General features: G+C 61.4%; 23 protein-coding genes. 18 read left to right on the plus strand and 5 right to left on the minus strand.

Features of this window, described 5'->3' with window-relative positions:
* Nucleotides 1-30: 30 nt before the first annotated feature.
* A complete protein-coding gene (locus OS914_RS01415) occupies nucleotides 31-420 on the minus strand; it encodes a DUF2304 domain-containing protein (protein WP_267544268.1) in 390 nt (129 codons plus the stop codon).
* Between the two features lie 3 nt (nucleotides 421-423).
* Complete coding sequence (locus OS914_RS01420) at nucleotides 424-1161, minus strand: glycosyltransferase family 2 protein (RefSeq protein WP_267544269.1); 738 nt, start codon at nucleotides 1159-1161, stop codon at nucleotides 424-426.
* Nucleotides 1162-1399: 238 nt separating this feature from the next.
* Here OS914_RS01420 and OS914_RS01425 point away from each other — a divergent pair, with 238 nt between their 5' ends.
* Both OS914_RS01425 and OS914_RS01430 read left to right on the plus strand, forming a co-directional pair.
* On the plus strand, nucleotides 1400-2701 hold the full coding sequence (locus OS914_RS01425; protein WP_267544270.1) for a polysaccharide biosynthesis protein: 1302 nt from the start codon (nucleotides 1400-1402) through the stop codon (nucleotides 2699-2701).
* Between the two features lie 57 nt (nucleotides 2702-2758).
* Complete coding sequence (locus OS914_RS01430) at nucleotides 2759-3742, plus strand: glycosyltransferase family 2 protein (RefSeq protein WP_267544271.1); 984 nt, start codon at nucleotides 2759-2761, stop codon at nucleotides 3740-3742.
* On the opposite strand, the gene OS914_RS01435 is transcribed toward OS914_RS01430, so the two are convergent.
* Nucleotides 3739-6462 carry a GH25 family lysozyme gene (locus tag OS914_RS01435; RefSeq protein ID WP_267544272.1) on the minus strand — a complete coding sequence of 908 codons (2724 nt, stop codon included), beginning with the start codon at nucleotides 6460-6462 and terminating at the stop codon, nucleotides 3739-3741. The genes OS914_RS01430 and OS914_RS01435 overlap by 4 nt on opposite strands.
* Before the next feature lie 247 nt (nucleotides 6463-6709).
* Here OS914_RS01435 and rfbB point away from each other — a divergent pair, with 247 nt between their 5' ends.
* Entirely contained in the window at nucleotides 6710-7708 is a 999-nt protein-coding gene (gene rfbB, locus OS914_RS01440) for a dTDP-glucose 4,6-dehydratase (RefSeq protein ID WP_267544273.1), read from the plus strand.
* A 2-nt stretch (nucleotides 7709-7710) separates the two neighbouring features.
* Nucleotides 7711-9120: a bifunctional dTDP-4-dehydrorhamnose 3,5-epimerase family protein/NAD(P)-dependent oxidoreductase gene (locus OS914_RS01445; protein WP_267544274.1), complete on the plus strand. Its 1410-nt coding sequence runs from the start codon at nucleotides 7711-7713 to the stop codon at nucleotides 9118-9120.
* On the opposite strand, the gene rfbA is transcribed toward OS914_RS01445, so the two are convergent.
* Nucleotides 9117-9980 carry a glucose-1-phosphate thymidylyltransferase RfbA gene (rfbA, locus tag OS914_RS01450; RefSeq protein ID WP_267544275.1) on the minus strand — a complete coding sequence of 288 codons (864 nt, stop codon included), beginning with the start codon at nucleotides 9978-9980 and terminating at the stop codon, nucleotides 9117-9119. The two genes, OS914_RS01445 and rfbA, sit on opposite strands and share 4 nt — an antisense overlap.
* Nucleotides 9981-10340: 360 nt before the next feature.
* On the opposite strand from rfbA, the gene OS914_RS01455 reads away from it, so the two are divergent.
* From OS914_RS01455 to prfB, 8 genes are all read left to right on the plus strand, one after another.
* Entirely contained in the window at nucleotides 10341-11564 is a 1224-nt protein-coding gene (locus OS914_RS01455) for a TadA family conjugal transfer-associated ATPase (protein WP_267544276.1), read from the plus strand.
* A complete protein-coding gene (locus tag OS914_RS01460; protein ID WP_267544277.1) occupies nucleotides 11564-12418 on the plus strand; it encodes a type II secretion system F family protein in 855 nt (284 codons plus the stop codon). Before OS914_RS01455 ends, OS914_RS01460 begins: the two co-directional genes overlap by 1 nt.
* On the plus strand, nucleotides 12415-13356 hold the full coding sequence (locus OS914_RS01465; RefSeq protein WP_267544278.1) for a type II secretion system F family protein: 942 nt from the start codon (nucleotides 12415-12417) through the stop codon (nucleotides 13354-13356). The genes OS914_RS01460 and OS914_RS01465 overlap by 4 nt, the downstream gene beginning before the upstream one ends.
* Before the next feature lie 58 nt (nucleotides 13357-13414).
* Nucleotides 13415-13684, plus strand: coding sequence for a hypothetical protein (locus OS914_RS01470; protein WP_420713837.1), 270 nt, complete (start codon nucleotides 13415-13417; stop codon nucleotides 13682-13684).
* Between the two features lie 7 nt (nucleotides 13685-13691).
* On the plus strand, nucleotides 13692-14105 hold the full coding sequence (locus OS914_RS01475) for a TadE family protein (RefSeq protein WP_267544280.1): 414 nt from the start codon (nucleotides 13692-13694) through the stop codon (nucleotides 14103-14105).
* 94 nt (nucleotides 14106-14199) lie between these two features.
* Complete coding sequence (locus OS914_RS01480) at nucleotides 14200-14589, plus strand: hypothetical protein (protein ID WP_267544281.1); 390 nt, start codon at nucleotides 14200-14202, stop codon at nucleotides 14587-14589.
* The gene (locus tag OS914_RS01485; protein WP_324290604.1) at nucleotides 14586-15068 is read left to right on the plus strand and encodes a pilus assembly protein TadG-related protein; all 483 of its coding nucleotides are present in this window, start codon (nucleotides 14586-14588) and stop codon (nucleotides 15066-15068) included. The genes OS914_RS01480 and OS914_RS01485 overlap by 4 nt, the downstream gene beginning before the upstream one ends.
* Nucleotides 15069-15157: 89 nt before the next feature.
* Complete coding sequence (prfB, locus tag OS914_RS01490) at nucleotides 15158-16276, plus strand: peptide chain release factor 2 (RefSeq protein WP_267544282.1); 1119 nt, start codon at nucleotides 15158-15160, stop codon at nucleotides 16274-16276.
* 88 nt (nucleotides 16277-16364) lie between these two features.
* Here prfB and OS914_RS01495 read toward each other — a convergent pair whose 3' ends face one another.
* Nucleotides 16365-17531: a carboxylate-amine ligase gene (locus OS914_RS01495; RefSeq protein WP_267544283.1), complete on the minus strand. Its 1167-nt coding sequence runs from the start codon at nucleotides 17529-17531 to the stop codon at nucleotides 16365-16367.
* A 215-nt stretch (nucleotides 17532-17746) separates the two neighbouring features.
* Between OS914_RS01495 and ftsE the strand changes: the two genes are divergently transcribed.
* The 6 genes from ftsE to OS914_RS01525 all read left to right on the plus strand — a co-directional run bounded on the left by ftsE (nucleotide 17747) and on the right by OS914_RS01525 (nucleotide 23701).
* On the plus strand, nucleotides 17747-18490 hold the full coding sequence (gene ftsE, locus OS914_RS01500; protein ID WP_267544284.1) for a cell division ATP-binding protein FtsE: 744 nt from the start codon (nucleotides 17747-17749) through the stop codon (nucleotides 18488-18490).
* On the plus strand, nucleotides 18487-19401 hold the full coding sequence (gene ftsX, locus OS914_RS01505; protein ID WP_267544285.1) for a permease-like cell division protein FtsX: 915 nt from the start codon (nucleotides 18487-18489) through the stop codon (nucleotides 19399-19401). Before ftsE ends, ftsX begins: the two co-directional genes overlap by 4 nt.
* A 37-nt stretch (nucleotides 19402-19438) precedes the next feature.
* Entirely contained in the window at nucleotides 19439-20863 is a 1425-nt protein-coding gene (locus OS914_RS01510; protein WP_420713838.1) for a murein hydrolase activator EnvC family protein, read from the plus strand.
* Nucleotides 20864-21060: 197 nt separating this feature from the next.
* Complete coding sequence (smpB, locus tag OS914_RS01515) at nucleotides 21061-21531, plus strand: SsrA-binding protein SmpB (protein WP_267544287.1); 471 nt, start codon at nucleotides 21061-21063, stop codon at nucleotides 21529-21531.
* Nucleotides 21532-22413: a cytochrome c oxidase assembly protein gene (locus OS914_RS01520; RefSeq protein WP_267544288.1), complete on the plus strand. Its 882-nt coding sequence runs from the start codon at nucleotides 21532-21534 to the stop codon at nucleotides 22411-22413. It abuts the gene before it with no gap.
* Nucleotides 22406-23701 carry a glycoside hydrolase family 3 N-terminal domain-containing protein gene (locus tag OS914_RS01525; protein ID WP_267544289.1) on the plus strand — a complete coding sequence of 432 codons (1296 nt, stop codon included), beginning with the start codon at nucleotides 22406-22408 and terminating at the stop codon, nucleotides 23699-23701. Before OS914_RS01520 ends, OS914_RS01525 begins: the two co-directional genes overlap by 8 nt.
* Nucleotides 23702-23727: the final 26 nt, after the last annotated feature.

The raw sequence follows: 23727 nt of genomic DNA on the forward strand, positions 1-23727 counted from the left end.
TTTCTTTGTGGACGAAGACCGGACGGACGACTAGGGGGACGGGCGAGGCGGGACTGAACCTTGAGCCGTGGACGAATCCGCGCCGTGTTCCAAACGCTCAACCTGGGTGCGAAGAATTGCGACTTCTTCTGCCAAGGTCCGCGTTTCGTCCTCTGCACCGGAAATCTCCCACGACAGGTGTAGGCAAACTCCCAGCAGAAGCAGGATGCTCAGGATGAAAATCAGGTTCGATGGAAGAGCGATACCGACCCATTGAGCGACTATCCCGAGCAGCTGGGGCCACGCGGCCAGCACCAGCGTGGCTAGGCCGACCACCAACCACAGCAGAGCATATTTTTCCCGAAGCTGCTTTCGACGGACCATCTCGAGGACGACTGCAACGATAATGAGGCACAGAATAAACGCGGGCAGATTCCCCAATTGCTACGCTCCTTCAGCCGTAAAAACGGTAGATTTTTTGCGGGCCAGGGCAAAAAGCAGCGCGAAGACTGATCGGCCCAGATAGAGAGCGGCCTTCAAGGGATTGTGACTGGGTTGCCCGCCTTGCCGCGGTCGCATCTCAACGGGAACCTGAACGACGGAACAGCCAGACCGGACGGCCACGACGAGTGAATCTATCGTGTCACCCAAGTACTCAGCAGGGTAATGGTCCAGATACTGTGCCATTGCGTGTTCATTAGCCGCACGGAAACCCGACGTTACGTCAGTCAGTTTTGTTTTTGCCAGCAGGGAAATAGTGCCGGCCAACATGGCCATCGCCCACTTTCGAGGGCCCTTCACCTGATAGTCACCGCGCTCAGCGAAGCGGGCGCCAATGGAAATATCGGCCTGGTCCAATCCTGCCAGCACGCGATGGATGTCGCGCGGATCGTGTTGGCCATCGGCATCAACTTGAACAACCTTCGGATATCCGAGCCGGGTTGCGTATTTAAAGCCCGCCCGCATGGCTCCGCCTACTCCGAGGTTGAACGGCAACGTCATAACCGTCGCTCCGGCATCTCGGGCAACGTCGGCAGTGCGGTCGGTGGAGCCATCGTTGACGACCAGCACCGCGTAATTCTCAGCCAGAGCCAGCACTTCACGTACTGTGTTTCCAACGGAATCGGCTTCGTTCCAAGCGGGCATGATCACCAGTGCGCTGGCCCGATCAGAATTTTCCATAATCTAAAGATCATAGCAAGCCAGAGAGCGACACTGTCAGCGGGAAGGCAGCCTGGATCCGTGGAGGCTGTGCTCGGGGCCGGTGCTTTTTGTTATATCGATGCAGGCAGCTTTAAACTCGTCAAACGTGCTGGGCGGCCTCGTCGGGTGCAGATGACCCTTTTAAGGGTGGCGTTCGGCCGCAGACCCTTTGGGTTGTGTGGACCACGCGCCGATAGATGACAGGAAGAGGACTGCCTTGCGCCGTAACCAGAGCGGAGACTCAATCGGGCCAACAAGCCTGGCTCCGGCCATAACGGTTCGCAGCGCTTCGGGGGTAGGAATTTCCTCGCTGGTCGCAGCGATCTCCAGCTATCTCATACTCTTCGTCACCGCGCGGAGCCTCAGCCCTGCGGACAACGCAAACTTCCTGGTTTTCTGGTCTGCGCTCTTTGCCATTATCGGTGTGCTTGGCGGCGTGCAGAGCGAGTCGACGCGTGCGGTTGGTAGTGCGGCAACGCATGGAGTAAGTCCGGGGATGGACAGGCCGGCATCGGTCCTCGGCAACGGACTGGCGATCGGCGCCGGGCTTGCGGTAGCGCTGTCAGCGACATCGATTTTGTGGGCACCTAATCTCTTCCCCAAGGGGGGAATGCTTGGGTTAGTGGTCATCCTGGCCATTGCCGCCGTGGCATACTCCGGTCATGCCTCCATTGCTGGAGCAGCAGCCGGGCGGCAGGACTGGACCACGTACTCCCGCTTGATGGGCGTGGAGGCAGCATGGCGGCTGGTCGCGGTTGGTGTGGTGGTGATTGTCGGTGCCTCGATCCGCAGCTTCGAGATTGCGTGCATTCTGAGTGCCGTGGTGTGGCTGCTCTTCTTGCTCTTTTCCGGTTCGGCAAGGACAGCCATGGCAGCACGCGCCGATGTCACGCCCAAACGCCTAGCCCGCCAGTCGGGGCATGCCTTGCTGTCCGCCGCTTCCACAGCGGTCCTGATCGTAGGTTTTCCGATTTTGCTTCGATTGACCACCTCCGACGCTGAATATGCCACGGCAGCCCCTTTAATTTTGGCGATTTCGATGACCCGCGCGCCGATTATGATCCCGCTGCAGGCTTTCCAAGGCGTCTTCATTACGTCATTTCTCCGTCAACGGTCCAAGGGCATGCTCGCATTGGTCCGACCGGGCGCTGTGCTCGCCGGCATTGGTCTGGTGGGAGCGGTCCTGGCGTTCTTTGTGGGGCCCCCCATCATGACCATTTTTGGACCTACGTACCGGATGCCGGGCTCGATCCTGGCTGGATTGACGATTGACGCCATACTGATGGCATTTTTGACGCTCACAGGAACTGCCGTACTGGCAGCAGGCAGGCATCGGGCATATTCTTCTGGTTGGCTTAGCGCTACGGCAGTCTCGCTCGCGCTGCTGTTTCTGCCGGTGCCGATAGACTTGAGAGCATTCCTCAGCCTCCTGATCGGGCCGGCATGCGGCATCATTGTCCATTGCCTGGCCCTTTCGGCAAGGGCGGCACGACGAGAATCCTCCACCGCCGATTCCTGAATCCGGTATGCAGCCGGAGTCTTTTAGCACTACCCCGAAGGAGAAGCCTTGCCTACGATGTCAGTCGTACTGCCGGTTTATAACAGTGCCGAAGCCGTAGAGGCAACCATCACCAGTGTTCTCGCCCAAACTGATGGTGACTTTGAGTTGCTCATAGTGGACGATAAATCCACGGATGGTTCGCTGGAAGTCGTGCGGGCCATGGAGCAACGCCTTCTCGATCCGCGCATCACAATCTTGGAGCATGAACGGAATGCTGGCGTTTCGGCCGCACGGAACACGGCGCTGCGGCGCGCTACCGGGGAATTCGTGGCCTTCATTGACAGCGATGACGAATACCACCCCGATTTCCTCCGTCTGATGCGGGCCGCTATGGCAGGGAATACTGATCTCGTGGTGTGCGGCAGAGAGGTACGCGTCGCAGGGCAGGCGTCTTACACACGGGCCAGCCCGCGCCTGGGACTTTTTACCGGAACCCAGGCGGCCACCATGGCGATGGTTGACCGCATCACGCCATTCGCATGCGACAAGATGATCCGACGGAGCCTATTTAGAAAGTTTGGATACCCTGAAGGCGCTGCACGTTTTGAGGACATGGCGACCAATATTTTGCTGCACGCCTGTGCGCGGAAGGTCCGCGTGATCAAAGATCCGTTGTACGTCTACAACATCGGTGGTTCCTCGGCCACCTGGGGGCGCATCCCAACGATTTCAGACACCGACGCCGCGCTGAATCACCTCGACCGCCACTTGCCTGCTGAGCTCAAATCCGGCAAGTACTCCAGGTTCTACAACGCTCTGCATACCTTCGTTCTTTTACAAGTGGCCCAAAGCGCTATCGCCCGACCGGTCACCTCGGCCGAAGCTAATTCAGTCCTCATCGCGTGCCGGAAGCGCATCACCGTTGCCCGGATTTTGGGCCTCTTGCGCAGCAATGCGGTGCTCGGCCTTGCCGCTGGGGTCTTCAAGGTTTCTCCGGCCTTCTACTCCGCCTTGTATCGCCGCCACATTGGGCGTCAGTTTGGCATCCGTACCAGCTAGAGTTTCCCGGCGGCCCGGCGCCCCTGATAACCCTCGTCCGTCATCCCGGTACCTGCGAGAAACCACAAGCTACCATCGTCTTTCCGCACCGCTAGATCGGGCTTCTGGTCCAAATTTCCATCGTGGCCGCCGAACCAACCCGTCACGCCACTCCAACCCGTCGCGATTTTTTTACCTGCCAGCAGCGATGCCTTTCCGGATCCGGCATAAAACCAGACCGTTCCATCGGTCTTCTTGGCCACAAGACCGGTCGAATGAACGCCGTCGAATGCTCCAACACCGGTGAGGGTATTAAAGGAATCCCAGCCAAAGTCGCCGATGCGCCGCGGCGGCAGATACCCACCAGCAGCGGTACCGGCACGACCCGTGCCCGGAAACAGCCACAGGGTCCCATCCGGCTTTCGCGCGACGAGGTCGTTCGTCCCGTTGCCGTCGAAGTCGCCGACATTAACAAAGGTATTAAAGGCGTCCCAGCCGAAGTCACCAATCTTCTGGCCAGCAGCGTAGCCCTCGTCTGATCCCTGGACGCGACCTGTCCCGGCGTAGAACCACAGTGACCCGTCCGGTTTGGTGGCGATGAGGTCACTCCTGCCGTCGCCGTTGATGTCGCCAACTCCGACGACCTCGGTGTAGATGTTCCATCCAGTCCCGATTTGACGTCCAGCGGTGTACCCGCCGCTGCCGTTGCCGGGATAAAACCACAGGGCCCCTCCGGGCGTCCGCGCGACCAAGTCCTCGCGTCCGTCGCTATCAAAGTCTTTGACTCCGGTCAGCAGGTTGAAGGCGTTCCAGCCGAAATCACCGACGCGCTCTGCCTGAGCATATCCATCGTTCGTCATCTGCGTGCCGGGGTAGAACCACAGCGTCCCGTCCGCAGAGGTGGTCTGGAGATCAGGTTTCCCATCCCCGTTTGCATCGCCGATCCCCAGCACGTCGCTGTAAACGTTCCAGCCGGTCCCGACCTGGCGGCGGGCTTGGTATCCCTCATTTGTCCCGTTGACGCGGCCGGTGCCGGGATACAACCATAGGACTCCGTCCCGGGAACGTGCCAGTAGATCGTTCTTACCGTCTCCGTTGTAGTCTCCTGCACCTATGATCCGGTCGTAGACGTTCCAGCCGGTGCCGATCTGACGGCTCACCCCGATTGAGCCGTTGCCGGCCCCCGGATACAGCCAGAGCGACCCATCTGTCATTCTGGCCAGTAAGTCCGGCCTGCCATCACCATCAAAATCGCCGGGAGCGATCAACGAATCAAAAGCGCCCCAGCCGAAGTTTCCGATCTTTACTCCTGGGCGGTATCCCTCATTGGAGCTGGAGACGACCCCAGTTCCGGCATAAAGCCACAGAGTTCCGTCGAGCTTGCGGGCAACAAGATCCTTCCTGCCATCGCCGGTGAAGTCCCCCGATCCTATGATCCGGTCGAAGACATCCCAGCCGGAGCCAATTTGAGACGCCGGAGCATAGCCACCGTTGCCATCGCCGGCGTAAAACCACAAGGTGCCATTCGGGCGACGAGTGATCAAATCGGGACGTCCATCGCCGTTGAAGTCACCGACCGGGGTGGTCAACAATGTTGTATCCCGCGGTGCTGCATCCGGGACGACGGGGAGCTGGGGTGCGGGCCCGGCCAAAGCTCTCAGTTGCGCGCTTGTGCCGTTGAAGACGTTCTGGTCTCCGTTATCGCTCGTGTATTGCCAGAAGGTGTACTGTGGCCAGTTGCCCGGGATCCAGACGTTGTTGGCTGCGGCGCCATATGCCGCGATCCATAGCGGATTGCTGGTGCTGAAAGCGGAAGAGTCTCCGAGGCAGGTCTGCCAGAAGTAGTACCCCGTGTAGATTCCGGCGTCGCGTCCCGTCAGAGCCTTGTAGGTGCTCGTGAAGTCCGCGGTCCACGACACCAGCTGCGCCGGGGTCTTTCCGTAGCAGTATCCGGACGTTCCGTCGGTTCCGGCCTCAAGATCGAGAACTCCCGGTAGCGTGCGTCCGTCCGCTGACCATCCGCCTCCGCTGTTGACGAAGACCCGGGCCTCGTTGGCTCCGCTGGAGAGATCCGGGCGGGCGTAGTGGTAGGCCCCGCGAATCATGCCGGCATCAGCGGCCCCGTTGTACTGCTGACCGAAGTAAGTGTTCATCGCCGAGGTGCCTTCGGAGGCCTTGATATAGGCAAAACGGACGCCGTTGTTCCATTGGACGGACCAATTGACGTTCTGCTGCCAGCCGCTGACATCGATGCCCATCGGCATCCCGGAGGTTCCCGCCGGCTGACCGGTGGGGGAGGCGGACAACCCGCGAGACGAGAAGGCGCCGGACGGACCCTCAGGCGAGGCCTCGGAGGAGATGTTGAGCGGGGATACCCGGCCTGCACCAGAGCTGAGCTTCACAGGTGCATTTTTGCCTGCGTTTCCCATGACATGGCCGGGATCCGAGGATGCACCCGCGTCGGCGATGGCAGGAGCCGAAGGGGTGGGTGAGGGAGTCACTGTGGCGGTGGACAGCACCGTCGGCGGTGCTGCCGGAGTAGTCGACGGTGCTGTTATGGCCGATGGCGAGGGTGAGGCAGTTGATTGAGGTGCAACCGAGGGGCTCGGCTCGGGCGTCCCCTGCAGCGCCGATGCCGGGGCAACTGCCAGGGACGTGCCGACGAAGATGCAGGCGGCAGCGGCGATGGAGGAGCGGAGCAAGGTCGCGCGCAAGGGCAGACGGCGGTAGGGCTGGAGCATCGTTGTTCCTTTGGTTTACGCCACGGGTGGGTAGCGAAATTCATCCTGTGTTCCGCCCCCAGGCAGTTCGCAGTCGATGGCGATCTAAGGGTGCCGGTGCTACAGCCGGGCCCGGCCCTACCTAGCCGACACAGGATATCAAGGTGTTGCTGATGTGTCTAATGATGCTAACGGGGCAATTGTTCTGTCGTTGTAGGCGGTCGGCACGGAGGCTCAGCGGGCTTTCGCAGCCGGTAACCTTGGAACCATGCAAAAACTCCTTGTCACCGGCGGAGCCGGCTTCATCGGTTCAAATTTCGTCCACCATGTCGTGAACACAACTGAGCTGCACATCACGGTCCTGGATAAGCTGACGTACGCAGGGAACCTGGCCTCTTTGAACCATCTGCCCGCTGAGCGTTTCAACTTTGTGCATGGTGACATCGGCGATGCCGGACTGGTGGACCGGCTGACGGCGAGCGTTGACGCCGTCGTGCACTATGCAGCCGAGTCCCATAACGACAACTCACTGCACGACCCGCGGCCGTTCCTGGACACGAATATCATCGGTACCTTCACGTTGATCGAGGCTGCACGCAAGCACGGCACGCGTTTCCACCACATCTCCACGGACGAGGTCTACGGGGACTTGGAGCTTGACACTCCGGAACGCTTCACCGAAACCACCCCGTATAACCCGTCCAGTCCGTACTCATCCACCAAGGCCGGCTCGGACCTGCTGGTGCGGGCCTGGGTGCGTTCCTTCGGGCTGCAGGCCACGATCAGTAACTGTTCCAACAACTACGGCCCGTACCAGCACGTGGAGAAATTTATCCCACGGCAGATCACCAACGTCATCGACGGAATCCGCCCCAAGCTCTACGGAGCGGGCGAGAACGTCCGCGACTGGATCCATGCCAACGACCACTCCTCGGCGGTCCTGCGGATTCTGGATAAAGGCGTGATTGGCGAAACATATCTGATCGGGGCCGACGGCGAGAAGAACAACAAGGATGTGGTGGAGCAGATTCTTACGCACATGGGCCGGCCTGCGGACGCCTACGATCATGTGACGGATAGGCCCGGGCATGATCTGCGCTACGCCATTGACTCCGGAAAGCTCCGCCGCGAGCTGGGCTGGACTCCGAAGTTCTCTAACTTTGATGCAGGAATCGAAGACACAATTGCCTGGTATCGGGACAACGAAGAATGGTGGCGGCCGCAGAAGGCCGAAACGGAGGCCAAGTACCAGGTGCAGGGGCAGTAGCGATGAAGATGGAATTTTCGAAGCAGCTTCAGGCCACCGAAACGGCGATTCCCGGCGTAGTGGTCTACGACCTGCCCGTGCACGGCGACAATCGGGGCTGGTTCAAGGAAAACTGGCAACGGGAGAAAATGCTGGCGCTGGGACTGCCGGATTTCACCCCGGTCCAGAACAACATTTCCTTCAATGAAAAAGCCGGCACTACCCGCGGTATTCATGCCGAACCGTGGGACAAATATGTTTCCGTGGCGACGGGGCGGATCTTCGGCGCCTGGGTGGATCTGCGGGAAGGCCCATCGTTCGGTGCAGTGTTCAGCACGGAACTGGACCCAAGTCAGGCTATTTTCATTCCGCGCGGAGTGGGCAACGCCTTCCAAACGCTGGAGGACAACACCGCGTATAGCTATCTGGTCAATGATCATTGGAGCGCGGACGCGCAGGGTCAATACACTTTCCTGAACCTTGCGGACGAGACCGCCGATATTCCGTGGCCGATCCCGCTTCGGGACGCAGAACTTTCGGACAAAGACAAGCTGCATCCCCGGCTGGCTGGCGTGGCGCCGATGCCGGCCAAGAAAACGTTGGTGCTGGGTGCCGACGGGCAGCTGGGGAAGGCACTGCGGAAAGAGTACGACGGCGACACAACAGTCGAGTTCGCTGGTCGAGCTGAGTTCGACCTCGCCAGCGCTGCGTCCTACAGGGATCGGAACTGGAAGAACTACTCCACGATCATTAATGCCGCTGCCTACACGGCCGTCGATGAAGCTCAATCGCCGCAGGGACGGTCCGCGGCGTGGGCCGTCAACGTCGCTGCCGTGGCCCAGCTGGCCAACGTGGCCAGCACACACGGACTGACCCTGGTGCATATTTCCAGTGACTATGTCTTTGACGGGTCCCATGCCGAGCATCCGGAGGATGAACCGTTCACACCGCTCGGTGTGTACGGGCAGACCAAGGCTGCAGGCGATGCCGTCGTCAGTGTGGTCCCGAGGCATTACATCGTCCGTACCAGCTGGGTGATTGGAGACGGCAATAACTTCGTCCGCACGATGGCGTCCCTGGCCAAGCGCGGGATCAAACCGACCGTGGTCAGTGATCAGATCGGCCGATTGTCGTTCACGGCGGACATCGCTGCCGGGATACGGCACCTGCTCGATAGCCAAGCCCCGTTCGGCACCTACAACCTCAGCAACGAAGGCGAACCGCAATCATGGGCAGACATCGCCGCTGACATTTTTGAGCTGGCCGGTTCCACGCGTAACGCTGTCACCGGTGTCAGCACAGCCGAATACTTCAAGGACAAGGCCGCGTCCCCCCGGCCGCTCAACAGCGCTCTGGACCTTGCCAAAATCAGGGCCGTTGGATTCAGACCTTCTCCTGCAGCCGATGCACTCAGAGGGTACCTCAACGTCTAAGTATCCAACAACCCGAGCAAGTACGCGCCGTAGCCGCTCTTGACCAGCGGCTCGGCGCGTGCACGCAGCTCCTCGTCCGTGAGAAATCCCTGGCGCCAGGCTACTTCTTCGGGCGAGCCGATCTTCAGTCCCTGCCGGCTTTCCACCGTGCGAATGAAATTGGACGCGTCATTGAGGTCACTAAAAGTTCCGGTATCCAACCATGCTGAGCCCCTGGGCAAGATCTCCACCTGAAGTTTGCCGCGTTCCAGATACCTGCGGTTTACGTCGGTAATTTCCAGCTCCCCGCGCGGCGATGGCTTTAGATCGCGGGCAATTTCAATGACATCATTGTCATAAAAATATAGGCCGGGAACCGCGTAATTGCTCTTGGGGTGGGCTGGCTTTTCCTCCAGCGACAGTGCCTTGCCGCCGTCGTCGAATTCCACCACACCATAGGCAGAAGGTTCCCTGACCCAGTAACCGAAGACGGCGCCGCCGTCGACGTGGGCGTAGCGGCGCAGCTGCGAACCCATTCCGTGGCCGTAAAAAATGTTGTCCCCCAACACCAGCGCCACCGGGCCGGCTCCAATGTGGTCCGCGCCCAGGGTGAATGCCTGAGCGAGACCATCAGGGGACGGCTGCTGGACATAACTGAGGTTAATGCCGAATTTAGAACCGTCTCCCAGCAGGCGCCGAAACTGTTCCGCGTCATTTGGCGTCGTGATAATGAGAATGTCCCTGATCCCGGCCAAAATAAGCGTCGATAGCGGGTAATAGATCATGGGTTTGTCGTAGACGGGTACCAGCTGCTTGCTGATTCCAAGGGTGATGGGATGAAGTCGTGAGCCGGTACCGCCGGCCAAAATAATTCCGCGCATACAGTTGACAATACCTAATGTTAGGGGGTCGGAAGACGTTGGCTGGCGGGAATGGGATGGTGGGTCTGCTGCGTATTGACGGCAGGAATAATTGACCGGCGTTGTTCACGGCCAACCAAACTCCCGGACGCCGGGTCGACCGATCGGCAGGGACGCGGGGAAGCCTCGAAGCGGACGTCCCCGGTCACGGAGACGAGTTGGATCCGTTCCCGTTTCGCTGCGCCTGCCTTCGGGGCTATGAACCAGCCCCTTATCCACAAGGGCGGGAAGCCTATAGACCCCCATCCGGATCTGTCCTAGGCTCACACCCAGAACCCCGCATTGGGGTCCGGTTTGTTGGAGGGAACGCCGGAGCACATCATGGATGCTGTCAGTGTGGTCGAGGACGAGGTCCGCGAGCTGATCCGCCGCCGCGGATTGGATCCGCTGCGGCAGGTCGCCGAGGTCAGGCGGCTAGTGGAGGCCGCAGTCAATGACTACGACCAGCGTTCCCTGCTGGGAGCCGTGCCTCCGCTGGCGCAGGGCAGCTCCGCCCGGCAGATCGTATTCGACGCTGTGGCAGGCTTCGGGGCGCTGCAGCCCTTTCTGGATGATGATTCGATCGAGGAAGTCTGGATCAACGCGCCCACGGAAATCTACGTGGCACGCAACGGCGAGTCCGAGCTGACGTCCCTGACGCTGACAGATCAGCAGATCCGGGACCTGGTGGAGCGGATGCTCAAGAGTTCCGGGCGCCGCCTGGATCTGAGCAGCCCGTTTGTTGATGCCGCCCTGCCGGACGGCTCGAGGCTGCATGTGGTGATCCCGGATGTCACGCGAAGGCACTGGGCCGTCAACATCCGCAAGTTCATCGTCAAGGCCAGCCGGCTGGAGCATCTGGTGGGGCTCGGTACGCTCAGCCCGCAGTCGGCCCGGTTCCTGGGTGCAGCGGTGAGCAGCGGGCTGAACATTCTGGTTTCCGGTGCCACGCAGGCGGGCAAGACCACGATGCTCAATTGTCTGGGTGCCAGCATCGGATCGCGGGAGCGGGTGGTGACGGTGGAGGAAATCTTCGAACTTCAGCTGCCACTGCGGGACGTGGTGGGACTGCAGTGCCGCCAGCCGAATTTGGAGGGTCAGGGCGAGATCCCGTTGCGCCGGCTGGTCAAAGAGGCCCTGCGGATGCGCCCTGATCGGCTGATCGTCGGGGAGGTCCGGGAGGCGGAGAGCCTGGATATGCTCATCGCTTTAAATAGTGGCCTACCCGGCATGTGCAGCATTCACGCAAATTCTGCCCATGACGCGGTGACGAAGCTCTGCACGCTCCCGCTGCTGGCCGGGACCAACATCAGCGCCTCGTTCGTCGTGCCGACTGTCGCCTCCTGCATCGACTTGGTGGTTCACTGTGTCAGGTTACCCAACGGACGCCGGCTTGTCTCGGAGATTCTTTTCCTTGGACGGCGGGTCGAAAACGGTGTCATCGAATCCGGGACCGTCTTTGCGATGACCGGTGGGAGCCTCCGATCGGTGGCCACCTCCATGCCGTCCCCGGAGAAGTTTGCCGCTGCTGGATATGATGTGGCCGGACTTTTGGAGGCAAGCTGATGGCGACCGCTGCAGGTCTGCTGGCCGGGCTGGGGCTGTTTCTAATCTGGTGGTCCTGCTGGCAGCTGCCGCAGGGCGCTCCGCGTCCGGACCGAGTGGATCGTCTGCATGAACTTCTGCTCCGTGCTGGAGTGGAAAGGGTCAGCTCGGCTGGACTGCTTTTCAGTTGCGCCTGCCTTGGACTGTTGTCAGTAGTCCTCTTCTACCTGCCGACGCGCTCGTTACCGATTGCCCTCTGTTTCGGACTGTTTGGGGCTTACCTTCCGCTCGCCGCAGTACGGTGGAGGGCCCGACGACGAACGGCCGTTCTCCGGCAACTCTGGCCGGATGTGGTGGATCATCTTCGCTCCGCCATCCGCGCCGGTCTGTCCCTGCCTGAGGCCTTGACCCAGCTCGGGGAAAAGGGGCCCGTTGAACTGCGGCATTTCTTCATCGACTTTGGATCTGAATACCGGGCCGGAGGCCAATTCGAGCAATCGTTGACTATCCTCAAGGACAGACTGGCCGATCCCGTGGCAGACCGGATTATCGAGGCACTACGTCTTACCCGTGAGGTAGGTGGCTCCGATCTGGGCCAGCTGCTGGGCACCTTGGCGGGATTTCTTCGGGATAATGCCAGGACGCGCAGCGAGCTGGAGGCGCGGCAGTCCTGGACGGTGAACGCCGCACGGCTGGCCGTGGCGGCACCGTGGCTGGTTTTGATGCTGCTGGCGACACGCACGGAGGCGGTCGCCGCCTACAATTCCTCGGCCGGCTGGCTGGTTTTGTCGGGCGGCTTGCTGGTCTCGGTAATTTGTTACCGAGTGATGCTCGGCATTGGAACGCTACCGGCGGATGAGCGGGTACTTCGATGAGTACCGTCGCTGCCCTGGCCATCGTTGATGGTGTTGTCCTCGGAACAGGACTTTGGTTGGTACTCGTCCGCCTACCGTTCATGCGCCGCCCCAGCTTCGCCGAGCGGATCGAGCCGCAGTTGCGCTTCGTCGCCCCGCAATCGAGGCTATTGCGCGATCTTGACGGACCTGAAGTGCTTTTTGGTCCGCTGGAGAGAATAGTGCGTGCGCTCACCGCCGATGCAGTCCGGTGGCTGGGCCGATTCAACATCGGTGCTGCTGCGTTGGCTGTGCGGCTCAGGCAAGCCGGACGGAACCAGACCCCGGTGGATTTTCGTGCCCGCCAGGTGCTGTGGGCGGCGGCTGGCCTGGGCATGGTCGTTGCTGCCGTAGTGCTGTCCGCGGCGACAGGCCGTTTCAACCTATCCCTTGCGCTCTTTGGTGCAATTGCGCTGCCTGCAGGCGCGTTCGTTGCCAAGGACTATTTCCTGACTGTGCGGATCAAACACCGGGAGCGGCGCATCCTGGCTGAATTTCCCAGCCTGGCGGAACTGATGGCGCTCGCCGTTGGTGCGGGAGAAAGCGCTACCGGTGCCTTGGAAAGAGTCTGTAAGTCATCTCACGGCGAGCTGTCCGGCGAATTCAGGACCGTCTTGGCTCAGACACGTAGCGGGATCCCTTTGATCAAAGCCTTGACGGGATTATCTGAGCGGACCCGGTTGGTGCCGCTGGTGCGATTTGTTGACGGCATTATCGTCGCCGTGGAGCGCGGCACGCCCTTGGCGGACGTTCTTCGCGCGCAGGCTCAGGACGTCCGGGATATAGCCAAGCGGGAGCTGATGGAGTCAGCGGGACGAAAGGAAATCGGCATGATGGTTCCGCTGGTCTTCGGAGTATTGCCCCTGACCATTATTTTCGCCGTGTTCCCCGGGCTGGCACTGCTCCAGCTGGGATTCTAGGACCAGTATTTGAGACGAAAGACAATTGGCAAGGGGTAAACCGATGAAACAACCAAAACTGGCACCAATGGCACTGCTGATCGCGCTTTGGACACTCGGGACAACGTTGCTCCGGCACGGTTCGGCGCCCTTCGCCGGCGGATCGGCCTTACCAGCTGCCCAGGACGACGGCGGCAGAAGGGACCCAAGCGACCGGGGTGATGTTCCGGGCTGGGTGATGATCACGCTGATGTCTGCGGTGCTGGTCGCAGGTTTGCTCGCCATAGCCGGTCCTGCGTTGGAGGGCCTCTTCAATCAGGCAATCAGCCAGGTCAACAAGGGCGGATGAAATCCACATGATCCGGCGCGGTGATGACGAAGTCCCTTCGAGTGCTGAGTCCGAGGCGCAGGCGGGGTCTGCCGTGGTGGACTTCGTGCTGGTTGGGGCTTTGCTGACGGTCCTGTTTCTGGCCATTATGCAACTGACGTTGGTGCTCCACGTCCGCAATACGGTGGTCGATGCGGCAGCGTCCGGTGCTCGCTACGGAACGCTGGGGGACAGGAACGCCGCCGATGCGAAGGACCGGACGGAGCAGCTGATTACGGGTGCGCTGAACGCCGACTACGCCCGCGCGGTGGCTGTTACCGAAGAAGTCTATTTGGGTGTGCGGACGCTCAAGGTGACAGTCAGCAGTCCGCTGCCCGTGCTGGGACTGATCGGCCCCGGCTCCGCCATGGAGGTCTCCGGGCATGCCGCGCTTCAGCCTTAACCCGCCCTGGCCAGCGCAGAAGAGGCACCGGCTGCGGGAGGGCCGGTCAAGTAGTGGTTTCCGGCCAGAGAATGGAGAAGCTGGGTCGGCGCTGGTGGAGTTCGTGTTCCTGGCCGTGCTGCTGATGATTCCAGTGGTGTATCTGGTGATTACCGTCGGGCAGCTGCAGGCCGGGGCCTATGCCGTGGCCGGAGCTGCTGATCAGGCCGCCAAGGTCTATGTTGCAGCGGCGGAGCCAGCTGCGGCGCGGGCGGCTGCGGAGGAAGCTGTGGTGCTGGCCATGGCCGATTATGGCTTTAACAGAGGCGACGCACGGCTGGACCTGCGCTGCGATCGGGGCGAATGCGCGAGTCCCGGCTCGCTCATAACAGCCACCGTGAGTTTGGCGGTGCCGTTGCCGCTGGTCTCGTCGTTGCCGGGCGTTGCCCTGACTGCGGCCACCGTGGATGCCTCGACAAGCCAAGTCGTGGGCCGTTTCCGATGAGGGGTGAAGGGCAGCGCAGGCGCCGGGAAGCCTTGCGTGCGGAAAGGGACCCGGAGAATGGCGAGCTGATGGTGATGATTATCGGCTACGTTCTTTTGTCGCTGCTGCTGATCACCGTCGTCGCGGCGGTTTCGAGTGTCTATATCGGGCATAAGAAACTGCTTTCCGCGGCCGATGGCGCAGCCGTGGCTGCAGCGGACAGTTTCACCCTCGGCGGGGTGGCCGGAAACGCCGGACCGCCGGTGACCACGTTGTCCGATGGTGGGGTACAGGCTGCAGCGGTGTCGTACCTGCATCGGAACTCCGATCACCTGAACGTGACCGCGGCCGCCGTCGATGCCGGAACAGGAACTGACGATGGTCGGAGCGCAAAAGTGACCTTGACCGCCGTCGTGCATCCGCTCTTCATTAATTTCCTGGTCCCGGACGGGATCCCTATCACGGCAACCAGCACGGCCAGGTCCCACTTGGCCCGCTGACGACCATGACACCTTTAGGCGCCTCGGACGGACAGGGAAGCAGCCAACCTTCGAATCCTGTACCTGTCGATGCCGTAGGCTGGATTATCATGGCTGAAATCGATTTTGCTGCAGAGATCCGGGCGCTCCGGGCCACCTACCTTTCCATCGAGCAGGTATCGGAGGTCGACGCGCTCAAGGAGAGCATCGAAGATCTCAGTGATCAAGCCGGTACGCCTAATCTGTGGGACGATCCGGCGGCGGCGCAGAAGATCACCTCCCGGCTCTCACATGCGCAGTCCAAGCTGGAGAAGCTGGAGTCCCTGCAGGCCCGGATCGATGATCTGGAGGTCTTGGTGCAGCTGGCGCAGGAAGAGGACGACGCCGACACGCTGGCCGAGGCGGCAAAGGATCTGCCTGTGCTGCGCAAGTCGCTGCAGGAGCTGGAAGTCGTCACCCTCTTGGCGGGGGAGTACGACGAACGTGAGGCCGTGGTGACCATCAGGTCCGGCGCGGGCGGCGTGGATGCTGCGGACTTTGCCCAAATGCTGCTGCGGATGTATCTGAGGTGGGCCGAGCGGCACGGTTATCCGACAACGGTGATGGATACTTCGTACGCGGAGGAAGCCGGGCTGAAATCCGCCACGTTTGAGGTGAAGGCTCCGTATGCGTTCGGCACCCTCAGCGTCGAGGCTGGAACCCACCGGCTGGTCCGCATCAGCCCGTTCGATAACCAGGGACGCCGGCAGACTTCCTTTGCCGCTGTCGAAGTTATTCCCCTGATCGAGCAGACGGACAGCATTGACATTCCGGACAATGAGATCCGCGTCGATGTGTTCCGTTCATCCGGACCGGGTGGGCAGTCGGTGAATACAACGGATTCCGCCGTTCGCCTGACGCACATTCCCACGGGGACCGTAGTGTCCATGCAGAATGAGAAATCCCAGCTGCAGAACCGGGCCGCGGCGCTGCGGGTGCTGCAGTCGCGTCTGCTGCTGATTAAAAAAGCGGAAGAGAACGCTGAAAAGAAGCTCCTGGCCGGTGATGTCAAGGCGTCGTGGGGGGATCAGATGCGTTCCTACGTGCTGAATCCTTATCAGATGGTCAAGGATTTGCGGACCGAGTACGAGGTGGGGAATACGGCGGCAGTGCTCGACGGCGACATTGACGACTTCATCGACGCCGGGATCCGCTGGCGGGCCGATAACCGCAACGCCGAAGCGCAATAAATCCGTGCCCTATAATTTCCGAGCCCGATGAAGCCGATGCGCAATACACTGATGCGCAATGCAGCAGTAAAGGCCTGGCAACCACCACTTAGCCGGCGGTCAGCGAAGCGCTGAACAGGTCCAACAGCGCCGGAAGGCCACCCTGATCACGGGCCCGGCGCTGGCGGACGGACCCGGTTCCGCGCTCTACCATCCGCGCCAGCCCGTCGGCTGCGAACTCGGAATCGCCAGCTTCGACCAGTGCGGGCTGCACCAGCGCCAGCAGAGCGGCGGTAACATCCGCTGCAGGCGCCAACCGGCCGGTTGCCGGGTGAATTAAATCCTCGGAAAGCCCGTGCCGGGCAGCCTGCCACAGGGCCGCGTCGAGGAGTTCCGGGGTCAGCTGCTGGCCCGCGTACGCTGAACCGGCTGGCGCTGAACCGGCTGGCGCTGAACCGGCTGGCGCTGAACCGGGATGGGCCGGGTCGGGCTGTGATGGGCCGTTCAACGCGGTAGTCACCAGGGCACGGATCAGGACAGCCAGCAGTACGGAATCGCGTGCCTCGAGTTGTGCGTCGCAGGCCCGGACCTCCAGGGTGGGATAGTTCTCGGACAACCGTGCCACCCACGTGATCACGCCTCGATCAATGATGACGCCGGTGTCGATGAGGTGCTGGACCCGGTCTTCGTAGTCGGCAGCGCCATTGAAGACGGGCGGGATTCCCTGGACCGGCCAGCGCCGGTAGCTGATCGTCCGCCAGCTTTCGAAACCGCTGTCCCGGTCCTGCCAAAACGGCGAGTTGGCGCTCAAAGCCACCAGGGTCGGCAGCCACGGCCGGATCCGGTTGAGTGCTCTGACCCCAGCTTCCTTATCGGGTACGTTGACATGGACGTGCAGCCCGTTGACGTACTGGTCCGCAACGATGGCACGGGCGCTGCCCCGAAGCCGGTGGTAGCGCCGGTCGTCCGTAATCTCCGGGGGTGCCTCGTCCATTTTTGGCGCGGCTCCGGTGCTCGCGGCGCGGGCCAGTGACTTATGGGCTGCCTTGGACAGCTCCCCGCGGAAGGCCAGCAGGGATTCGAGCGCTTCTTGAGCCGTGTGGCACGGGGGAGTGGATGTCTCCAACTGGCATGCCAGCAGCTCATGCTGGATGTCGCCGTCGTCCACGTGCACGGACGCCTGCAGCCTAGCGCTGACCTCAGAGCTGATGAACTTGGGCAGCCCCGTTGCCGGGTCCACCAACAGGTACTCTTCCTCTATCCCGAACGTGACCATGATGCTCCTGAAGTAGCCGACCCCACGAGCCTAGTCGAGGGCTGCCGGCGACGTGCTTGTGCGTTCTTGGCTGCTCTGCGCAGCGACACGCCCCCGCGTTGCGGCGATTGACTACTAGGAATGTCTATAGTCGATAAGCCGGTGGATTCTTCCCCCCACCCAATACCCGAGCACCGGCATGTCAGAATCCTTCGCTGACTGGGTCCAGAAGAGCCATGATTCGTTTCGATAACGTCACCAAGATTTACGACCAGAAGACCCGTCCGGCACTGGACTCGATCTCGCTGGAAATCGACCGTGGGGAGTTCGCCTTCCTGGTCGGTGCCTCCGGCTCAGGCAAATCCACGTTTCTGCGTTTGGTGCTCAAAGAAGACCACGCCACCCGCGGCGTCGTGTACGTAGCGGGCCAGAACGTGGCGAAGATTTCCAGCTGGCGGGTGCCGAAGCTGCGCCGCGGCATTGGCGTTGTCTTTCAGGATTTCCGCCTGCTGCCCAATAAGACCGTCTTCGCAAACGTGGCCTTTGCCATGCAGGTGATCGGCAAAAGCCGCGGGATCATCCGCGAGACCGTGCCCGAGGTATTGAAAACCGTCGGGCTTGAAGGCAAAGAAAACCGTCTGCCGCATGAACTCTCGGGAGGAGAGCAGCAGCGGGTGGCGATTGCGCGCGCCGTCGTGAATAAGCCCGGGATCCTGCTGGCCGACGAGCCCACCGGAAACCTGGACCCCACTACATCGCTGGGGATTATGAAAGTGCTGGACAAGATTAACCGCAACGGCACCACTGTGGTGATGGCAACGCATGACGACGACATCGTCAACGAGATGCGCAAGCGCGTCATTGAGCTGCGCAACGGCGTTGTTCTACGGGACGAGGCGAAGGCCCTGTACACGTCGATGATCCCGGTAATTCCGGCGGCTGACTTTGGGTCCGGATTGTCCGCGGAGGCCAACAAGTGAGAGTCGCCTTTATCCTCGGCGAAATCGGCGGCGGTCTGCGCCGGAACGTTTCGATGGTGGTTTCGGTCATTTTGGTGACCTTTGTGTCGCTGACGTTCGTCGGTACCGCCGGGATGCTGCAGATGCAGATCAATCAGATGAAGGGCTACTGGTACGACAAGGTACAGGTTGCGGTCTTTTTGTGTGTCGACACGTCCACGTCTCCCACCTGCGCCTCCGGACCGGCCACCGATGAGCAGAAAAAGAACATAGAGACGCTGCTGGATTCAGCCGCGGTGAAGCCCTATGTGACTAGTTGGGCCTATGAGTCGCAGGCCGATGCGCTCAAGCACTTCAAGGAGCAGTTCGCGAATTCGCCGATCGTCGATTCGGTCACCGCGGATCAGCTCCCGGCGTCCTTCCGGGTAAATATGGTCAATCCGGAAAAGTACCAGATCATCAACGAGACCTTCTCTGCCACCCCGGGCGTGGAAACGGTGATTGATCAGCGTCAGCTTCTAGAGAAACTCTTCTCCGTGATGAATATTGCCTCCCTGGTGGCGGTGGGGATTGCGGGTCTGATGATCATTTGCGCTATCCTGCTCATCGCTACCACTATCCGGCTTTCGGCGTTCAGCCGACGGCGGGAAACCGGCATTATGCGGCTGGTCGGTGCGTCCAAGGCGGTGATCCAGCTGCCCTTTGTGCTGGAGGGCGTTATCGCCGCGGTGATCGGGGCCGTGCTGGCCTCCGGCACGGTCTGGGCCGTTGCTAAGTTCTTTATCCAGGATTACCTGGCGAACCAGTACAAAGACACGGCGTTCATCTCGGCCAATCAGGTGCTGATTCTGACACCGGGACTGCTGGTGCTGGGCATTCTGCTGGCGGGTATTTCCTCGCTGCTGACTTTGCGCAAGTATTTGAAGGTGTAAGGATTTGACCATCGAGGAGACACAGCGCATGGCTAAGATGCTCGAGCACGGACGCCTGGGTGCCCCTGGTGCTCCGGCGCTGCGTGCCCGGAGTCTGCGGACGCGCAGGCGCACCAGCGCCATCAGCGCAGCCATGGTCGCTGTTCTGGCGGCGGCGCTGCTCAGCGGCGCCCCCGCAGCGCAGGCGGACAACCTCGATGACCAGGCTAAGGCGCTGCAAAGTCAGGCCAACGATGTCGAATCGTCGCTGGAGTTCCTCGACGCCGGCATAGCCACTGCCGCTGCCAATCTCACCCTTTACCGGGGCCAGCTTCCGGGAGCGCAGGCTGCGCTGTCGGATGCCCAGACGCGCGTCAGCGCTGCCACCGGCGCCGTCGACGCCCTGGCCGCACGGGTAAGCCTGGCGCAGCAGAACAAGGACAAAATTACCGGTCAAATCCAGGCCGATAAAGATAAGCTCACTGATACCAAGAAGCTGATCGGTCAGATTGCGGCTCAGTCCTACAAATCCGGCGGGGTACCTTCCAACCTGAGCCTGTTCTTCGGCTCCAGTTCCAAGGGCAACCTCGCGGACGGGATGGACCTGGCGGATCAGGCCATGCGGAGCCAGAATTCCATGCTTGACAAGCTCTCGCAGCAGAACGCCACCAACGTGAACTCGCAGGCAAGGCTCGTGGCCGTGGAAGCGGAGATCACGGACCTTAAGAGCAAGGCGGATGCTGCCCTAGCTGCCGAGAAGACAGCCCGTGACGAGGCCGAGGCCAAGAAGGCAGCGGTGGACAAGCTCGTTGCCGATGCCGCGGCTCTGGACGCGGAGCTGACGGCCAAGAAACCGCAGATCCAGGCGAAGATGGCGGTCGTGAAGGCCCAGCAGGAGGCCGTGGCCGGTCAGATCGCGGAGCGGCAGCGTCAGGAACTGGCCGCGGCAGCGGCGGCAGAAGCGGCCAGGGTTGCAGCGGAAGCGGCTGCCGCAGCGGCGGCCGGCAACAATAGTTATGTGCCCCCGGCGCCCCAGGCCCAGGGCAGTCCGTCCGCTTTCGGCCTCCGGCATCCCTTTGCCGCCAACATTGAGATTACTTCCGCATTCGTCAAACATCGTCCCGTCCCGCCAGGAACGATCGATTTCAACGGGACCGGGTTTTACGACCACACCGGCATTGATTTCGGTGCACCCTGTGGCACGCCCATCTACGCACCTGCCGCCGGAACTGTGACCACCGCGGGCTGGACGCCGTACGGCGGTGGTTACACGGTAATGATCAGCCACGGCGTGATACAGGGAAATGCCCTGACCACGGTTTACTACCACAATGCCTCCGTGACAGTCCGGGCCGGACAGCACGTGAATGTGGGAGACCTGATCGCAAACTCCGGCAACACCGGAAACTCCACCGGCTGCCACGCCCACTTCGAAACATGGCTCAACGGCAGCCCCGTGGACCCTATGCCGCTGCTCGGCTGACGACCTGCTCGGCTGCCACGCTGCTTGGCTGACGACCTGCTCGGCTGACACGCTGCTTGGCTGAAACCGGATGACTACGCCTCGATCAGGCCGGACCCGACCGTTTCTGCCAGCTATCGTGCCCCTGCGGCATAATGGATGCGCGTAGACTGGGAAGTCCTGTGTTAAAACCGCTATGACGTCCGAGGAGTAATGCCGTGCCGAAAGAAAGTGGCCGCAAGGTGGTGGCCACCAACCGTAAGGCCCAGCACGATTACCACGTCATGGACACCTTCGAGGCCGGGCTGGTCCTGATGGGTACCGAGGTCAAGTCGCTGCGCGAGGGGCGGGCCTCTCTGGTGGACGGATTCGCCACCCTTTACAACGACGAATTGTGGCTGGAATCCGTCTACATTCCTGAATATCTCAACGGCAGCTGGACCAACCACTCCGCCCGCCGGCGCCGGAAACTTCTGTTGCACCGCGAAGAACTGGAAAAAATCAGTCACAAGACCAGGGAGTCAGGCTTCACGATCGTGCCGCTGCAGCTGTATTTCCTGGATGGCAGGGCAAAAGTGGAAATTGCCATTGCGAAGGGCAAAAAGGACTACGACAAGCGCCAGACGTTGCGCGAAAAGCAGGACAACCGTGAGGCGCTGCGCGCCATGCGGGAGAAGAACCGCAGCTAGATGCCTGGACTGCAGCAATTCTTCGGGACCTGGGCGCTGGATCCGTGGGCTCTTGTCCTCCTCCTGATGGCCGGTGGCCTGTATGCCTTCGGCCTGGCGCGGGCCAGGACGGCCGGAACCCGCTGGCCCGTGTGGCGGGTGCTCAGCTTCTATCTGTTGGGCCTGGGAACGTATTCATTCATTTCCTTCGGTTTTCTGGGGACGTATTCCACCGACCTGCGCTGGGCCTTTTCCGTCCGTTTGGCGCTGCTGTTATTTGTGGTGCCGATTCTGCTCGCCCTGGGATTGCCCCTCGGGCTGGCGCAGGCGGCCATTACCAATCCCGGTTTGCGCCGTGGTCTAAGTGCCGTGGGACGGTGGCCGATGAAGTTTTTCGGCAACGCCGCGGTCGCGCCACTGGTGGGCCTGCTGCTGTTCTCTGCGATGCTGACGCCGCTGGCCGGATTTGCCAGGCTTAGCCCGCCGTTGGAAGGGCTCCTCAGCGTAGGCATACCGCTGCTGGGGCTATTGCTGGTGCTGCCCATCACCGAGGCCCGCACCCGGACCACCACGTCGCTGCTGATGCTGCAGTTTGTCTTCGCCTTTATCGAGCTGCTGGCTGATGCGATTCCGGGGGTTTTGCTGCGGCTCAACAGTGCCGTACTCGACGGCGCCGCGGCAGTAGCCGGGGTGCATCCGGCCTGGTTTCCCAACCCTTTGCGGGATCAGCAGCTCGCGGGTGACTGGCTCTGGTTTATCTGCGAGGCAGCGGATCTGCCGATCATCATCTTGCTCTTTGTCCGCTTTTCCCAGACCGACAAGGGCGAACGCAAGGTGTTGGACGAGATGAGCGATGACGAAATGGACGCGCTGAACGAGGCACACCTGTTCCGGCATGGCTAAGCGAATGATCCGCCGATGGTGGCTCGGCCTGATTGCTGCTTTGGCCGCAGTGCTGGTGCTGCTGCTCGCCGTCAACTCTGCCCCGCCCCGGCCAACGACAGGCCCTTCAACAGCCCTCCCTCCAACAACTGCCGCTTCAACGACAGGCCCTTCAACGACAGGCCCTTCAACGACAGGGCAGACGACGACGGCGCCAAACCGGCCGCCGTCATCCGCTGCCGTTCCGTCCCCGGTTCAGGAAGCCCAACGGACGCTGGCGGCGCTGACGCCGGAGCAGCGGGTCGGACAGGTGCTCATGGTAAGTTCGCCCGTGAGCGGGCCGGACGCGGCGACTTTGGCCGCACTTAGCGACAACCACGTGGGCAACGTCTTCCTGAAGGGACGCAGCTACGCCGGAGCGGACGCGGTGGCCGGCGTAGCTGCGTCCCTGCGGGCCCAGGTGTCCGTGCTGAGCACCGCGGGCGTTCGGCAGTTCATTGCGACCGATCAAGAGGGCGGCATGGTCCAGATTATGAATGGACCTGGCTTTTCAGATATTCCGGCTGCCGTTGATCAGGGTGCCGTGGATCCGGGCCAATTGCGGGCGGACGCAGGTCTCTGGGGGCGCGAACTGGCGGGCGCGGGCATCAATGTTAACTTTGCACCGTCGCTCGATACCGTTCCCGGCGCGGCTTTTGCACCGGCTAACGGTCCGATCGGACGCTTTGGCCGGGAGTATGGCTACACCCCGGCGGACGTGTCGGCGCACGGCGTCGCGTTTGCCCAAGGTATGGCGGACGCGGGGGTGGCGTCGACCGTCAAACACTTCCCCGGATTAGGGAGGGTCCGAGCCAATACGGATGACAGCGCCGGCGTCACGGACGTCGCCACGGTACGCAATGACCCCTTCATTGCGCCATTCCGTAATGCGGTGCGCGCCGGTGTGCGCTGGCTGATGATCTCTAGCGCGTCTTATCCTTCGATAGACCCCGGACAAATTGCGCCGTTTTCTTCCGTCATCATGCGGGACATGGTCCGTGACGACCTCGGATTCACCGGCATCATCGTCTCCGACGACATCTGCGACGCCGTTCAACTCTCTTTTGCGGCGCCGTCGGACCGGGCAGCGGACTTTATCGCCGCCGGCGGGACCATGGCGTTATGCACCAACCAAAACATCCTGCCGCAGCTGTATCAAGGGATCCTGACACGGCGGGCGGCAGACCCGGCCTTTGCTGCCGTCGTCGACGCAGCAGCACTTAAGGTCCTCCAGATCAAAGCCGAAAGCGGGCTGTTGCCAGTCCGTTGAGGAACGCAGCGTGAAAGGCGAGGGAG

The organism is Arthrobacter endolithicus (assembly GCF_026627425.1).
Lineage (GTDB): Bacteria > Actinomycetota > Actinomycetes > Actinomycetales > Micrococcaceae > Arthrobacter_M.

Bases quoted from the DNA above. Each gene is read 5' to 3' on its own strand.
- OS914_RS01420 (WP_267544269.1), bottom strand. From the start codon at position 1,161: ATGGAAAATTCTGATCGGGCCAGCGCACTGGTGATCATGCCCGCTTGG.
- OS914_RS01430 (WP_267544271.1), top strand. From the start codon at position 2,759: ATGTCAGTCGTACTGCCGGTTTATAACAGTGCCGAAGCCGTAGAGGCA.
- OS914_RS01435 (WP_267544272.1), bottom strand. From the start codon at position 6,462: ATGCTCCAGCCCTACCGCCGTCTGCCCTTGCGCGCGACCTTGCTCCGC.
- rfbB (WP_267544273.1), top strand. From the start codon at position 6,710: ATGCAAAAACTCCTTGTCACCGGCGGAGCCGGCTTCATCGGTTCAAAT.
- OS914_RS01445 (WP_267544274.1), top strand. From the start codon at position 7,711: ATGAAGATGGAATTTTCGAAGCAGCTTCAGGCCACCGAAACGGCGATT.
- rfbA (WP_267544275.1), bottom strand. From the start codon at position 9,980: ATGCGCGGAATTATTTTGGCCGGCGGTACCGGCTCACGACTTCATCCC.
- OS914_RS01455 (WP_267544276.1), top strand. From the start codon at position 10,341: ATGGATGCTGTCAGTGTGGTCGAGGACGAGGTCCGCGAGCTGATCCGC.
- OS914_RS01460 (WP_267544277.1), top strand. From the start codon at position 11,564: ATGGCGACCGCTGCAGGTCTGCTGGCCGGGCTGGGGCTGTTTCTAATC.
- OS914_RS01465 (WP_267544278.1), top strand. From the start codon at position 12,415: ATGAGTACCGTCGCTGCCCTGGCCATCGTTGATGGTGTTGTCCTCGGA.
- OS914_RS01475 (WP_267544280.1), top strand. From the start codon at position 13,692: ATGATCCGGCGCGGTGATGACGAAGTCCCTTCGAGTGCTGAGTCCGAG.
- OS914_RS01485 (WP_324290604.1), top strand. From the start codon at position 14,586: ATGAGGGGTGAAGGGCAGCGCAGGCGCCGGGAAGCCTTGCGTGCGGAA.
- prfB (WP_267544282.1), top strand. From the start codon at position 15,158: ATGGCTGAAATCGATTTTGCTGCAGAGATCCGGGCGCTCCGGGCCACC.
- OS914_RS01495 (WP_267544283.1), bottom strand. From the start codon at position 17,531: ATGGTCACGTTCGGGATAGAGGAAGAGTACCTGTTGGTGGACCCGGCA.
- ftsE (WP_267544284.1), top strand. From the start codon at position 17,747: ATGATTCGTTTCGATAACGTCACCAAGATTTACGACCAGAAGACCCGT.
- OS914_RS01510 (WP_420713838.1), top strand. From the start codon at position 19,439: ATGCTCGAGCACGGACGCCTGGGTGCCCCTGGTGCTCCGGCGCTGCGT.
- OS914_RS01520 (WP_267544288.1), top strand. From the start codon at position 21,532: ATGCCTGGACTGCAGCAATTCTTCGGGACCTGGGCGCTGGATCCGTGG.
- OS914_RS01525 (WP_267544289.1), top strand. From the start codon at position 22,406: ATGGCTAAGCGAATGATCCGCCGATGGTGGCTCGGCCTGATTGCTGCT.